This window comes from Mycobacterium barrassiae, assembly GCF_025822765.1.
Classification (GTDB): domain Bacteria; phylum Actinomycetota; class Actinomycetes; order Mycobacteriales; family Mycobacteriaceae; genus Mycobacterium; species Mycobacterium barrassiae.
On record NZ_JACKUK010000016.1, the window covers coordinates 565,181 to 579,593 of the forward strand.

A 14,413-nucleotide genomic window follows, 5' to 3' on the forward strand; every position below is an offset into this window, starting at 1 on the left:
CAATGCATTTGACAGTCGGATACCTCGCCACCAGCACCGGTGACGACGGCGTCGCACTGGCCAGCGCCCTCGCCAAGACCTTCGATGCGGATGTCGACGTCTTACTGGTTGTGCGACAAGAACTTCCGGATGGCCACCCGGGGCGAGCCGAGTACCAGCAGTTGCTCGTCGAACGCGGCGAGGAATGGATCTCCCGCGCGATCGACCGGCTCACGGCCAACGGGGTCAGCGCATCGTCGACCGTACTGGTCGGCGAGTCGTTCGCCCAGTCGCTCATCGACTTCGCCCAAGAAAAGAACTCCGACCTCATCGTCGTCGGTGGCGCGCGCGACGGATTCTTCGGCGGCCACACCATCGGGCCGGTTACCGGTGCGCTGCTGCACTCTTCGCCGATTCCTGTCGCGCTTGCTCCGCGCGGATACGCCGACGACCCCGACGAGTTCTTCTCCGCAGTGACCGCCGCCGTGCCGACCCGGCCCGGCGACGACAACCCGCTACCGTTCGCGATCACCCTCGCCAGCGCAGGCAACCTCGCCATCCGGATGCTGTCACTGGTGTCGGCCGAGAACCTCGCAGAAGCCGACAGCGCGCGCGAAGTACGCCAACTCCAGGTGCAGGCCGCCGAGGAGAATCTTCAGGTCGCCGCACGGGCACTGCCGGACGCACCCGACATCGAATCGCTTGTCGCAGGCGGCATGACGCTGGAGTCGGCCCTGAAGAAACTTCGGTGGAACGACGGCGACCTACTTGTCGTGGGGTCGAGCAGATTCGCCGCACCCCGGCGCATCTTCCTGGGTTCCACGGCCGCCCGCATCCTGGCGGGCGTCGACGTCCCGGTGATCGTGATCCCGAGAGCTGACTAGCGTCGCGCCTCCGCTTTGTGGCGACGCTCCACGAAACGCTTGCCGACGACGAACAGCACCAACACCACACCCCACGAGAGCAGGCTCAACAGCAGTTGCGAACGCAGCTTGTCGTCGAAGAACATCTGCACCAGGATCGCCAGCATCGCAAGAGTTGTCAGGATCGACAGCACAGGGAACAGCCACATCTTCAGCGTCAGTTCGGAATCGCGATTGCGGTAGCGAAGCACGATGTGCGACACGGCGATCAGGATGTATACGAACAGGATGATCGCGCCGCTCGAGTTGAGCAGGAACGCGAAGATGGTGTCTTCGGCGAACGCGGCGGCGATGACGCAGGCGAAGCCGACGATGGACGAGAACAGGATCGCGTTGGCGGGCACCCCTCGACGGTTGAGGTGCATCAGCCGGTCCGGCGCCTCGCTGCGCGCCGAGAGCACGAAGAGCATGCGCGATGCCGTGTACATGCCCGAGTTGAGACAGCTCAGCACGGCGGACAGCACCACGGCGTTCATGATGTGGTCCGCGTAGGGGATTCCCATGTGATTGAACGCAGCGACGAACGGGGAGCCCTCGAGCTCGTCGTCGTTCCACGGCACGATCGTCACGAGCAGGAACACCGAGCAGACGTAGAAGATCAGGATGCGCCAGATCACCGAATTGGCGGCTTTGGCCACCGCCTTCTCGGGGTCCGACGACTCGGCTGCGGCGATCGTCGCGATCTCCGGGCCGACCATCGAGAAGATCACCGTGACGATGCCGACGGTGATGACACCGGCGCCCAGCGGCAGGAACCCGCCGTGACGGGTCAGGTTGGAGAAGTCCATCGACGTACCGGGCCACAGCCCGAGCACGAAGCACGCACCGATCGCGATGAAGGCCAGAATCGCGGCCACCTTGATGCCGGCGAACCAGAACTCGAACTCGCCGTAGGACCTGACCGAGAAGAGATTCGTCGCGGTCATCAGGACCATGAAGATCAAGGCGCACAACCACAATGGGATATCGATCCAGTACTGCACGATCTTCGCACCTGCGATCGCCTCGAAGCCCACGACGATCACCCAGAAGTACCAGTAGAGCCAGCCCACCGAGAAGCCCGCCCACGCGCCCAGTGCATCGCGCGAGTAGTCGGCGAAGGACCCGGTCGACGGCCTGGCCACTGCCATCTCGGCCAGCATCCGCATGACCATGATGATCAGCACGCCCGACAGCGCGTAGGTGAGGAAGGCGCCGGGACCCGTATCTGCCATCACCACGCCGGAGCCGACGAATAGACCGGCGCCGATCACACCGCCGATCGCGATCATTCGCAACTGCCGTTGGCTGAGCGCCCTCTTGAGTTGCGGGCCGGTGGATTCAGATGACGTCACGCTCATGAGACCCCCTCCGTCGCAGGACAGAGACGGGATACCCGTTTTGCGAGGCGGCACTACCTCGGCTCAGTTGCGCCGAGACTACGGTTATTGACGGATTTCGGGCGATTTCCGTCAACAACCGTAGTCTCGGCGAAACGGGCATCGCCGAACCGCCCCGAAACGCCCTCCGCGGCAACACTTCCAGCGGACACCCACCCCCGCCACACCGCGCACTGCTTGCTAGGGTTCGACCTCGTCAGAGACGGAGGGGAGCAGTCGGTTGATCGAGAAACGGGCGGCGATGCTGCTGGCCGCGGGGCTGATCGGGGTGCCGGGCATCCCGATGGCCGCGGCCTCGATGGTGGACGACGACGCCTGGCAATCGGCGTCCGAAACGGCGCTGGTGGCCAGCGAGAACGGTAACCAGATCGTCGTCGCCGGTCCGCCCGGCTGGGATGAACGCGAGTTCGGCAACGGGATCAGCTACCGCAACGGCGATGAGCTCGTCATCGTGCAGGTCTTCGACCGCGACGGCCGAGATGTGGGCGCGGTCGCGCAACGGCTCATGCGCGCCGACCGCATCACCGGCGCCAGCGCCGCGCTGACCGGCGAAGATGTCGCGACCGCCGACGGAAGCCTGATCGGGCAGGCGTGCGAACTCGTGGCTGGTGACCGGTTGGGCGAATGCGCATTCCTGGCCGATGACGACGTGATCGTGTGGGTTCAGACCCTGGGATCGGTCGACCAGCCCGCGCCGCCATTGGACGTCGTTTTGGCGCCGATCGGAAGGGAGCAGCAGTGACCGAGCAGACGCTGCGAACGCCGCGCCCCGTGGTGTATCGCCCTGAGTCGGCGGTGTTCTGGGTGTTCGTGGTTTCGCTGATCGTCGGCACGTTAGCGCTGCTCGACGACTCCGGCCCGATCATCCGCGCAACCCTCGACGCCCACCTCGACCTGGCGTGGCTCTGGCTGCTGTTCATCGTGTTCATGGTGTGGCTGATCTTCCGCTTCGACCCGTTCCGCGCCGGCAGGCAGTATCCGCAGGCACTTGTGGCGGGCTTCGCGCTCGGCGGCACCACAGCGATCGCGATGGCGATGAACGGCAATGGTGGACTCGGCCAACTGTGGAGCCTGGTGCTCTCACCGGAGACGTTGACCGACTGGTCGGCCTCCCTCACCGCCCCGTTCATCGAAGAGGCGTCCAAGGCGGTGTGCGCAGCGGTCATCCTGGTGCTGGGCGCGCATGCGCTGCACCGGATTTCGCACGCGTTGATGGTCGGCATGTTCGTCGGGTTCGGATTCGACCTGATGGAGGACCTGTCCTACGCCGCCAACAGCGCACTGCAGGATCTTGATTCCGATGTGACCGGTGCGGGCGGCAACCTGCTCCTGCGGTTCTTCACCGCCGTGCCGGCGCACTGGACCTATACGGCGTTGACGACGGTGGGCGTCTTGCTGTTACTGCCGTCGTTCAGCGACCGTGCCCGCTGGTCGACGGGGCGGCGGCTGGCCGTCGCGGCCGGGTTGCTGCTCAGCGGGCCGCTGCTGCATTTCATCTGGGATGCACCGGGTCCGCTGTGGCTGATGCCGGTGAAGATGCTGGGCAGCCTGGCGTTCTTCCTCGTCATCGCGATCCTGCTGCTACGCGACGAGCGGCGCTGGGTGATCGCCCGCATCGAGGCGGGCCGCGTCACCGGCGAGTTCTCCGCTATCCCGGACGACGTGCTGGAATCGCTGACCACCGGTCGCCGGCGTCGTGCCCTGCGCAAGTCGGCGAAACGGACCGGTGGCCGCGCCGCCGCCAAAGCGGTCAAAGCGCAGCAGCGCGCGGCACTCGACCGTATCCAGGGGGCGACGGCGCCACCGGTTCCGGCGCTGAATCACTGACTCGAGCGCTCGCCGAGACTACGGTTCTTGACGGAAAATCGCCCGAAACCCGTCAACAACCGTAGTCTCGGCGCGCACCAGCTAGCGCTTGGCGAAAACCGTGCGGTGCCATTCCTTTTCGGCCACGCCGGTGATGTCGCTCATCACGTGCTTGATGGTGAGGTACTCCTCGAGCGAGTACTGGCTCATGTCCTTGCCGAATCCGGACGCACCGACGCCGCCGTGCGGCATTTCGCTGATGATCGGAATGTGATCGTTGATCCACACGCAGCCCGCGTTGATCTCGCGCGACGCGCGCTGCGCCCGATACACGTCACGAGTCCACGCCGACGCCGCCAGCCCGAACGCGGTGTCGTTGGCATGCCGCAGCGCGTCGTCATCATCGGTGAACGACCGCACCGTCAGCACCGGTCCGAAGATCTCGTCGCGATACACCTCCGATTGCTCGTCGACGTCGGCGATCACCGTCGGCAGATAGAACGAACCGGGTAGATCGGGTGCGGCCCCGCCGGCCACGACGCGGCCACCCTGACCCGGCGCACGCTCCACCATGCCCGCGACCTTGGCGCGGTGTGCCATCGAGATCAGCGGGCCGAGGTCGGTGTTCGGATCCTGCGGGTCGCCGACGACGACCTTCGAGAACAACTCGCCGACACCCGCAACGAAGTCGTCGTACAACTCGCGCGCCACGATCGCGCGCGTCGCCGCCGTGCAGTCCTGACCCGTGTTGATCAGCGCCCCGGCCACCGCGCCCTGAATCGCGGCATTCAGATCAGCGTCATTGAAAACCACGAACGGCGCCTTACCGCCCAACTCCAACTGGGTGCGATGTCCGTGCACCGCGGCCGCGGCCATCACCTTGCGACCCACCGGCGTCGAGCCCGTGAACGTCACCACGTCGACGTCGGGGTGTCCGGCCAGCGCCGTGCCCACGTCTCCCCCCGCACCCGTGACGACGTTGAACACTCCATCTGGCACGCCCGCCTCGCTGGCCAGCCGCGCCAACGTCAGCGTCGTGAGCGGCGTCAGCTCGGCGGGTTTGATCACGACGCTGCACCCAGCGGCCAACGCGGGCAGCACTTTCCACACCGCCATCTGCAGTGGGTAGTTCCACGGGGTGATCGTCGCGACGACGCCGACGGCCTCGCGCCGAATGCTCGACGTGTGGTCACCGGAGTACTCCGCGGTGGCCTTGCCCTCGAGATGGCGTGCCGCTCCGGCGAAGAACGAGATGTTGTCGATGCTGCCAGGCACGTCGAACTCGGTGGCCAGCCGCACCGGCTTGCCGGTCTGGCTCACCTCCTCGGCAACGATCTGCTCGGCGTTGGCGTCGACCAGTTCGGCGAGTTTGGCGAGCACTCCCGCGCGGTCGACGGGCGTGGCCGTCGCCCAGTCGCGCAGCGCAGCGCGGGCGGAGGCGACCGCCCGGTCGACGTCGGCAGGCGTGGCCAGGGTCATCTCGGCGACCGTCGCGCCGTTGGCAGGATTGATCACCTGATGCGACGCTCCGCCGGTGACTACCGGGGCCCCGTCGATCCAGCTGCTCGCCACCTTCGTGGACACAGTGTTGGGAGAAACCACAGTCATGGGCCAAATTTAGTCCACCGCGACCGCCGAGGCTACGTATTCCCGCAGCCCGAAGGGTCCCGAACGCGTGATTTCGGGGTTGTAGTTGCCTGCCACGACGGATTCCGTGCACAATCTTGGGCATGGCTAACCCGGGTCTCGGACCCGTATCGTTCCGCGTCAACCAATCCCGGCCTGGCGCGGCGTTCCAGCTTGACGACTTGTCGAAGCAGATCATCGAGAAGTTGCAGCAGGACGGCCGCCGCTCGTATGCCGGCATCGGCAAGGCGGTCGGACTCTCCGAAGCCGCGGTGCGTCAGCGGGTCCAACGGATGGTCGATGCGGGCGTCATGCAGATCGTGGCGGTCACCGATCCGATGCAGTTGGGATTCGCCCGCCAGGCGATGATCGGCATCAAATGCACCGGGGACACCACCCGCGTCGCCGAGAAACTGGCCGCCATCGAATCCGTCGACTACGTCGTGCTGACCGCGGGCTCGTTCGACGCCATCTGCGAAGTCGTCTGCGCGGATGACGACGACCTACTCGACCTCCTCAACACCCAGATCAGAGCACTGCCGGGAGTGATATCCACCGAGACACTTGTTTACCTGAAACTCGTTAAACAGCAATACAATTGGGGTACAAGATGACCGCTACCGATATCACCACCGATTTGTCTACCGATCTCGGCGCCAAGGCCAACCGTCACCTGTGGGGGCACTTCGCCCGCCACGGCGCAGGCATCACGCCGCCGATCATCACCCGCGGCGAAGGCGTCACCATCTGGGACGACAAGGGCAAGAGCTACATCGACGGCCTGTCCGGGCTGTTCGTCGTCCAGGTCGGCCACGGCCGCAAGGAACTCGCCGAGGCCGCCGCGAAGCAGGCCGAGACGCTGTCCTTCTTCCCGCTGTGGTCCTATGCCACGCCTCCTGCGATCGAGCTGGCCGAGCGGATCGCGGGTTACGCACCCGGTGATCTCAACCGCGTGTTCTTCACCACCGGCGGCGGTGAGGCCGTCGAGTCGGCGTGGAAACTGGCCAAGAACTACTTCAAGCTGACCGGCAAACCCAGTAAGTACAAAGTGGTTTCGCGGTCGATCGCCTACCACGGCACGCCGCAGGGTGCGCTGGCGATCACCGGCCTGCCCGTGTTCAAGCAGCCGTTCGAGCCGCTGACCCCCGGCGGTTTCCGGGTGCCGAACACCAACTTCTACCGCGCACCTGCGCCGTACGACACCGACATCAAGGCGTGGGGCGAGTACTGCGCGGACCGCATCGCCGAGGCGATCGAGTTCGAGGGCCCCGACACCGTCGCGGCCGTCTTCCTCGAGCCGGTGCAGAACGCGGGCGGCTGTTTCCCGCCACCGCCGGGGTACTTCGAACGCGTCCGCGAGATCTGCGACGAGTACGACGTGCTGCTGGTGTCCGACGAGGTGATCTGCGCGTACGGCCGTATCGGCTCGATGTTCGCCTGTGACGACTTCGGCTACGTGCCCGACATCATCACGTGCGCAAAGGGTTTGACGTCGGGCTACTCGCCGATAGGTGCGATGATCGCCTCCGATCGCCTGTTCGAACCGTTCAACGACGGCAAGACGACGTTCGGCCACGGCTACACGTTCGGCGGCCATCCGGTGTCGTCGGCGGTGGCGCTGGCCAACCTCGACATCTTCGAGCGGGAAGGTCTCAACGACCACGTCAAGCAGATGGCTCCGGCGTTCCGCGCGACGCTCGAGAAGCTCTACGATCTGCCGATCGTCGGCGACGTCCGCGGCGAAGGGTTCTTCTACGGCATCGAGCTCGTCAAGGACAAGACCACCAAGGAGACCTTCAACGACGAGGAGAGCGAGCGGCTGCTGCGCGGCTTCTTGACCCCCGCGCTGTTCGAGGCCGGTCTGTACTGCCGCGCCGACGACCGTGGCGACCCGGTCGTGCAGTTGGCGCCGCCGTTGATCAGCGGACAGAAGGAATTCGACGCCATTTACGACATCCTGCGCGGCGTCCTCGAGGAAGCGAGCCGGCTGCTTTAGGCGGTCGAGCGGTGACTTCCAAACAGCGCAAGCCGCCGATCGACCCTGTTCGCTGGAACCCGCCTCCGGTCGATCCGTTGCCGGAGTTTCCGGCTGCGGAACTGACGTTGGTTCCGGTTCCCGGCGATGCGCCCGAGGATGTGGTCGTCGACAGTGACGGCCACATCTGGGCGGGCCTGATCGACGGCAAGATCGTGCGCATTGCCCCGGACGGCGGCGATGTGGTGGTGGTCGCGCAGATCGCCGGTCGACCGCTAGGCATGCACGTCGCCCGCGACGGCCGCATCTTGGTGTGCAGCAGTCCGGGCGGCCTGCTGGCGCTCGATCCGGCGACCGGTGCCGTGGAGACGTTGGTCGCAGAGGTCGATGGCCGGGCGTTGCAGTTCTGCTCGAATGTCACCGAATTGGCCGACGGCACAATCTATTTCACTGAGTCAACCAGCGCGTTCACCTACCAGCATTTCCTCGGGCCCATCTTCGAGGCACGCAACCGCGGCAGCGTGTTCCGCCGGGATCCCGACGGAACCGTGCTGACCGTCGTCGCCGGGCTCTACTTCGCCAACGGCATCACGCCAACGGCGGACGGGTCGGCGCTGGTGTTCGCCGAAACTCAGGCGCGTCGCCTGTCGAAGTATTGGCTCACTGGCGACAAGGCGGGCACGGTGACGGCGCTGGCGGTCAATCTGCCGGGCAGCCCGGACAACCTGTCGACGGGCGCCGACGGCCGCATCTGGTGCGCGATGGTGACGGCCACCAATCCCGTCGCGGAGTTGCTGCCGAGGACTCCGCCAGCGCTGCGCAAGCTGTTGTGGCGACTGCCTGATCGGCTGCAGCCGAAGATCAAGCCGGTGGTGTGGGCGGTGGCGTTCGACCCGGACACCGGAAACCCCGTCGCCGGCGTGCGCACCGACCATCCCCACTTTGGCTTGGTGACGGGACTGGTCGAAGCCGGCGGCAAGCTGTGGCTGGGCTCAATCGGCGCCGCGGCCGTGGCATACGTCGACCTGGCGGCGACAGCGCTGCGCTGAATCATCGCTATCCACGAAATGCAGGCGTCTACTCGCACTTCTTCTGCATCTCGTGGATACCGATGCAGCCCCCTGCCCGCTTTAGTCACATTTGAAACATCAATCACATCTGTCACAGCGCGCCTCCCGAGAAACCCGCTCGTGAAGCCCTAATCTGCGCTCACCATGGGGATTGTTCGAACCTCGTCTCGCGCTGCGGCTCTGATGGCGGCACTGTTCCTTTTCGTGTCCCCCGCGATGGCGTCCGCGCAGCCCGACGCCGCGCCGGACACCAACGCGTGCCCGTACAAGGAGACGACGCCGCCGGCCGTCGATGCGTCCGAGGTTCCCAAGCCGGGCGAGAGTCCGCCCGCTCCGCTACCTGTCCCGGCCAAGCCGATGGGCGGTGATGCGCTCGCGGGCTGCGGCGTCATCACCGCGCCCGGCACCCCGCCGGTGCCCAACGACATCTCCGCCGAGGCGTGGTTGGTCGCCGACCTGGACACCGGCGAGGTCATCGCCGCCAAGGATCCGCACGGCAGACATCGCCCCGCCAGCATCATCAAGGTCCTCGTCGCGATGCAGGCCATCAAGGACCTGCCGATCCACAAGGTCGTGCCCGGCACCGCCGACGATGCCGCACAGGAGGGCACCAAGGTCGGCGTCGGCGAGAACGGCCACTACTCCATCAACGACCTGCTTCACGGGCTGCTGATGTACTCGGGCAACGACGCGGCGTACGCACTCGCGAGACAGCTCGGCGGGTGGGACGCCACCCTGGTCAAGCTCAACGACCTCGCGAGGAAGCTCGGCGGCCACGACACGCGGGTGGCGACGCCGTCCGGACTCGACGGCCCCGGCATGAGCACGTCGGCGTACGACATGGCGCTCTTCTACCGATACGCCTGGCAGAACCCGATTTTCGCCGACATCGTCAGTACCCGTAGCTTCGACTTCCCCGGCCGCGGCGACGCCGGCTATCCGATCGAGAACGACAACAAACTGCTCCTCAACTACCCGGGGGCCCTCGGCGGCAAGACCGGCTACACCGACGACGCGGGCCAGACGTTCGTCGGGGCGGCCGAACGCGACGGCCGCCGCCTGGTGGCGGTGCTGCTGCACGGCACCCGCCAGCCGATCGCGCCCTGGGAGCAGGGGGCGCATCTGTTGGACTACGGCTTCGCGACGCCGCCGGGCACCCAGATCGGCACACTGGTCGAACCCGACCCATCCCTCGTCGCGCCGAAGCCGGAGACCGCCGCAGGCGCCCCCGGCATCAACGCCGCACCGATGCTGTCCGACATCGATGCCACCCCCGTGCGCGTCGGGGTCGGCATCGTCGGTTCGATCATCGTGTTCGGGCTCATCATGGCTGCTCGCTCGGTGAACCGCCGACCCCAGCACTAGTGCTTACGTAGCCGCGAAAGGCTCAGCGCACCAAGGGCTCCCACCGCCATGGCGGCGAGCGCAGCACCGACACCCAAACCCTCGCGGAACTGGACGCGTGGAGCGATCTGCGCAGGACCGGGCGGGTCGACGGGCGCGGCCTCCAGGTTGTCCTTCGACGTCGCGGCCCATGCGGTGGCGAACAGGATGAGCCGCGCGGTGATGTAGGCGAACACCATCAGACCAAGCACCGGGCCGAACGTCGCTCCGGCGGGACCGGTGACCACCGACCGCAGGTAGATAGACGCCACCTGTTTGAAGATCTCGAAGGCCACCGCGGCCATCAGCCCTGCCCGCAGCGCGCTGCGGAAACTGACCGACTCCCGGGGCAACCGCGCGATGATCCAGGTGAACAGCAGCCAGGTGATGAGCACGGACACCACGAACGACACCACCCGCAGCGCGATACCCACGCCCGGAACACCCTGCAGTCCAACCCATTCCAGCACCTGCTCCATCGGCTTCGCACCGCTGAGCACCGTGAGCCCGATGGTGAAGACCAGCGCGACGAACAGGCCGACCATGGCCGTCAGATCCGACAGTTTGGTGAGGACGAACCCTTTCGTATCCCGCCGGGCCAACCCCCACATCTGACTCAGCGCCTCGCGCAGGTTGGCCATCCAGCCGAGGCCGGCCCAGGCGGCGGTGGCGAGGCCGATGATGCCGACCGAGGTGCGCGAGCTGATCGCAGAGTCCATCAGCTCGACGAGTTGGTTTCCGATCTCGCCGGTCACCGACGTCTTGATCCGGTCCTGGATATCGGCGAGCAGCTCGGGCTGACTCACGAGGATGAAGCCGCCGATCGCGAAGCCGACCATCAGCATCGGGAACAGCGCGAAGATCGTGAAGTACGTGATGCCCGCGGCGTAGAAGTCGCCCTTGCTGTCCTGATACCGCTCCTGGGCGCGCATCACGTGGTCGAACCAGTGATATTTCGCGCGATAGCGATCGAGAATCCCGGGTTTGGTCTCCGAGGTGTCCGGCTCGACCGGAGCTGCCATTCACGCCCCCTACGGTGCGAGTAGAAACCCTAACCGGTCATATACCCGTCGCAGGGTCTTTGCAGACACGTCCCTGGCCCGCTCGGCGCCTGCGGCCAGGACCGACTCCAGCTCGGCCGGGTCGGCGAGCAGTTCGTTGACGCGCTCCTGGATGGGGCGGACGAACTCGACGACGGCGTCGGCGGTGTCGACCTTGAGGTCGCCGTACCCGCGCCCGGCGTAACTCTCGGCGAGCTTGTCGACGTCGACGCCGGTGATCGCGGACTGGATGGTCAGCAGGTTGGAGACGCCGGCCTTGGCGACCGGGTCGTAGCGGATCTCGCGCTCGCTGTCGGTCACCGCCGAGCGGATCTTCTTCGCGGTCTTCTTCGGATCGTCGAGCAGGCTGATCAACCCCGCCTCGGTGGCCGCGGACTTGCTCATCTTCGACGTCGGATCGGCCAGGTCGTAGATCTTGGCGGTGACCTTCTGGATCATCACCTCGGGCACCACGAAAGTGTCAGGGAACCGGGCGTTGAACCGCTGTGCGACGTCGCGGGCCAGCTCGAGGTGCTGACGCTGGTCCTCTCCGACCGGCACCAGTTCGGTGTCGTAGAGCAGCACGTCGGCGGCCATCAGCACCGGATACGTGAAGAGTCCGACGGTGGTGGCGTCGCTGCCCTCCTTCTGGGACTTGTCCTTGAACTGCGTCATCCGCGACGCCTGGCCGAAACCGGTGAAACAGCCCAGCACCCAAGCCAGTTCGGTGTGGGCGGGCACATGGCTCTGCACGAAGATCGTGCTGCGCGACGGGTCGATGCCCAGCGCGAGGTACTGCGCGGCGGTGACCAGCGTGCGCTGCCGGAGCCGCTCGGGATCCTGCGGGATGGTGATCGCGTGCAGATCGACCACGCAGTAGAACGCGTCGTAGGAGTCCTGCAGACCCACCCACTGCTTGATCGCACCCAGCGCGTTGCCGAGATGCAGGGAGTCAGAGGTCGGTTGGACACCGGAGAACACGACGGGGCGGGAGTTGCTCATGATGGGTCAATCTTGACACGCGTCATCCAATGGATTTTTCGGCGCTCTGGTCCCGTGACTGCTCCAGCGCCCTGCGGGCAAACACCCACCGTTCGGTGATCGCCAGCTGGGCGCGGCCTCTGCCCAGGAAGGTGATGAACCAGGAGTACACGGCGACGATACGGTTTCGGCTGCCCACGAGGTAGTACAGGTGCAGCCCCAGCCACGCGAGCCAGGCCAGGAAGCCGCCGAACTCGATCTTCCCGATCTGGCACACCGCACTGAACCGCGAGACGGTGGCCATGCTGCCTTTGTTCAAGTACTTGAACGGCTTCCGGTCCGCCGGTTGCGAGCCCTTGAGTTCCGCCTTGATCTGCTTGGTGGCGTACACCGCACCCTGGATCGCCCCCTGGGCCATCCCCGGCACGCCGGGCACGCTCATCAGGTCGCCGATGACGAAGACGTGAGGGTGGCCCTTGACGGTGAGGTCGGGCTCGACGACCACCCGGCCGGCCCTGTCCACCTCGGTGCCGTCGGACTGGTCGGCGATCAGCTTGCCGAGCGAGCTGGCCTGCACGCCGGCGGACCACACCTTGACCGCGCATTCGATTCTGTTTTCTTCGCCGTCTGCACCACCTTCTTTGACCGTCAGGCCCATGTAGTCGACGTCGGTGACCATCGTGTTCAGCTTGACCTCGACGCCCATCTTCTCCAGCCGGCGCTGCGCCTTGAGCCCGAGCTTCGGCCCCATCGGCGGCAGGACCGCAGAGGCGGCCTCGATGAGGATCACCCGGGCGTGGGTCGGGTCGATGCTGCGGAACGCCCCCTTCAGGGTCCGGTCCGCGAGCTCGGCGATCTGACCGACGACTTCGACGCCGGTCGGTCCCGCACCCACGACGACGAACGTCAACCGGCGCTTGCGCTCCTCGTCCGACATCGTCACCTCGGCAGCCTCGAAGGCGCCGAGGATCCGGCCCCGCAGCTCGAGGGCATCGTCGACGGTCTTCATGCCGGGCGCGAAGGCCTCGAAGTGGTCGTTGCCGAAATAGGACTGCTGCGCACCCGCTGCCACGATCAGGCTGTCGTACGGCGTGACCCGCTCCCAGTCGAGCAGCTTGGAGGTGACGGTCTTGTTCGCCAGGTCGATTCCCACCACGTCACCGAGCAGCACTTGGGCATTGCGCTGCTTACGCAAGATGATTCGCGTTGCCGGAGCGATCTCGCCGACCGAGAGGATGCCCGTGGCGACCTGGTAGAGCAGCGGCTGGAACAGATGGTGGGTCGTCTTCGCGATCAGTGTGACGTCGACGTCGGCGCGCTTGAGATTCTTGGCCGCGAAGAGCCCGCCGAAACCGGACCCGATGATGACGACGCGATGACGCCGCCCAGCGTTGTTCTCGACGGTCATTTACGGACCTTAGCCCGAAAATTCGACCGTCACCGGGGCGTGGTCAGACCAGCGCAGCGCATAGGCCGCTGCCCGCTCGACCCGAGCCGACACCGCCCGCGCCGCCAACCCCGGCGTCGCCAGGTGGTAGTCGATGCGCCAGCCGGCGTCGTTGTCGAATGCCCGACCGCGCCAAGACCACCAGCTGTACGGCCCTGCGACGTCGGGGTGCAGCACGCGGACCACGTCGACCCAGCCGGACGCCAACAGATCCGACAGCCAGGCCCGCTCGCTGGGCAGGAACCCCGACTTCTTGACGTTGCCCTTCCAGTTCTTGATGTCGGCCTCGGTGTGCGCAATGTTCCAGTCGCCGCACAGGACCGCGTCGCGGCCCGCTGTGTGCAGCGCCGCCATCCGCGCCCCGAGGGTGGCCATGAACCGTTCCTTCTCCAGCTGGCGCGGGGTGTCCGCCTCGCCGGTCTGGATGTACAGGCTGGCGACGGTCACACCCGCGGTGTCGGCCTCCAGATACCGTCCGTGCGAACCGAATTCGCCGGATTCCATCAGTCGGGTCGCTTCGATCGGATGGCGCGAGAGGACCGCGACACCGCTGCGTCCCTTGATGTGTGGTTCCGCCGACGCCAGGTGCCAACCGTCGGCCAGGGCCGGCGCCAGCGCGGTGGCGAGCTGCTCGTCGTCGGCCCGCGTCTCCTGCAGGCACACCACGTCGGCGGTGGTGGCGGCGAGCCACGGCAGCAATCCGAGGTTCTCCGCCGAGCGTTGTTTGATCGCCGCGCGGATGCCGTTGACGTTGATGGTCGAGACGATCAGCGAAGACACGGGGTCAGACCCTATCGAGCCACT

Annotated in this window: 12 protein-coding genes and 1 pseudogene; 7 read left to right on the forward strand and 6 right to left on the reverse strand. The window is 66.2% G+C overall.

Annotated features, from left to right (window positions below; genetic code table 11):
- Positions 1–2: 2 nt before the first annotated feature.
- Complete coding sequence (locus H7J93_RS08620; RefSeq protein WP_267305845.1) at positions 3–863, forward strand: universal stress protein; 861 nt, start codon at positions 3–5, stop codon at positions 861–863.
- Positions 864–871: 8 nt separating this feature from the next.
- Here the strand turns inward: H7J93_RS08620 and H7J93_RS08625 are convergent.
- A pseudogene (locus H7J93_RS08625) lies at positions 872–2,242 on the reverse strand (amino acid permease); the annotation flags it as partial.
- A gap of 259 nt (positions 2,243–2,501) precedes the next feature.
- Here H7J93_RS08625 and H7J93_RS08630 point away from each other — a divergent pair.
- Together H7J93_RS08630 and H7J93_RS08635 are read left to right on the forward strand one after the other, a co-directional pair.
- A complete protein-coding gene (locus H7J93_RS08630; protein WP_267305847.1) occupies positions 2,502–3,023 on the forward strand; it encodes a hypothetical protein in 522 nt (173 codons plus the stop codon).
- Entirely contained in the window at positions 3,020–4,108 is a 1,089-nt protein-coding gene (locus H7J93_RS08635; protein ID WP_267305848.1) for a PrsW family intramembrane metalloprotease, read from the forward strand. Before H7J93_RS08630 ends, H7J93_RS08635 begins: the two co-directional genes overlap by 4 nt.
- Before the next feature lie 81 nt (positions 4,109–4,189).
- Here H7J93_RS08635 and H7J93_RS08640 read toward each other — a convergent pair whose 3' ends face one another.
- Positions 4,190–5,695, reverse strand: coding sequence for a gamma-aminobutyraldehyde dehydrogenase (locus H7J93_RS08640; protein ID WP_267305849.1), 1,506 nt, complete (start codon positions 5,693–5,695; stop codon positions 4,190–4,192).
- A 122-nt stretch (positions 5,696–5,817) separates the two neighbouring features.
- On the opposite strand from H7J93_RS08640, the gene H7J93_RS08645 reads away from it, so the two are divergent.
- The 4 genes from H7J93_RS08645 to H7J93_RS08660 all read left to right on the forward strand — a co-directional run bounded on the left by H7J93_RS08645 (position 5,818) and on the right by H7J93_RS08660 (position 10,123).
- On the forward strand, positions 5,818–6,327 hold the full coding sequence (locus H7J93_RS08645; protein WP_083153894.1) for an Lrp/AsnC family transcriptional regulator: 510 nt from the start codon (positions 5,818–5,820) through the stop codon (positions 6,325–6,327).
- Positions 6,324–7,709, forward strand: coding sequence for an aspartate aminotransferase family protein (locus H7J93_RS08650; protein WP_267305850.1), 1,386 nt, complete (start codon positions 6,324–6,326; stop codon positions 7,707–7,709). The genes H7J93_RS08645 and H7J93_RS08650 overlap by 4 nt, the downstream gene beginning before the upstream one ends.
- A gap of 11 nt (positions 7,710–7,720) precedes the next feature.
- Positions 7,721–8,737, forward strand: coding sequence for an SMP-30/gluconolactonase/LRE family protein (locus H7J93_RS08655; protein ID WP_267305851.1), 1,017 nt, complete (start codon positions 7,721–7,723; stop codon positions 8,735–8,737).
- A gap of 165 nt (positions 8,738–8,902) precedes the next feature.
- On the forward strand, positions 8,903–10,123 hold the full coding sequence (locus H7J93_RS08660; RefSeq protein WP_267305852.1) for a D-alanyl-D-alanine carboxypeptidase family protein: 1,221 nt from the start codon (positions 8,903–8,905) through the stop codon (positions 10,121–10,123).
- Here H7J93_RS08660 and yhjD read toward each other — a convergent pair.
- Genes yhjD through H7J93_RS08680 form a run of 4 tightly spaced genes read right to left on the reverse strand, consistent with a single transcriptional unit; the run spans position 10,120 to position 14,380 of the window.
- The gene (gene yhjD / locus H7J93_RS08665; RefSeq protein ID WP_267305853.1) at positions 10,120–11,163 is read right to left on the reverse strand and encodes an inner membrane protein YhjD; all 1,044 of its coding nucleotides are present in this window, start codon (positions 11,161–11,163) and stop codon (positions 10,120–10,122) included. The two genes, H7J93_RS08660 and yhjD, sit on opposite strands and share 4 nt — an antisense overlap.
- 9 nt (positions 11,164–11,172) lie before the next feature.
- On the reverse strand, positions 11,173–12,183 hold the full coding sequence (gene trpS / locus H7J93_RS08670) for a tryptophan--tRNA ligase (RefSeq protein ID WP_267305854.1): 1,011 nt from the start codon (positions 12,181–12,183) through the stop codon (positions 11,173–11,175).
- 22 nt (positions 12,184–12,205) lie between these two features.
- Positions 12,206–13,570: an NAD(P)/FAD-dependent oxidoreductase gene (locus H7J93_RS08675; RefSeq protein ID WP_267305855.1), complete on the reverse strand. Its 1,365-nt coding sequence runs from the start codon at positions 13,568–13,570 to the stop codon at positions 12,206–12,208.
- A 9-nt stretch (positions 13,571–13,579) separates the two neighbouring features.
- The gene (locus H7J93_RS08680; RefSeq protein WP_267305968.1) at positions 13,580–14,380 is read right to left on the reverse strand and encodes an exodeoxyribonuclease III; all 801 of its coding nucleotides are present in this window, start codon (positions 14,378–14,380) and stop codon (positions 13,580–13,582) included.
- Between the last annotated feature and the right edge of the window lie 33 nt (positions 14,381–14,413).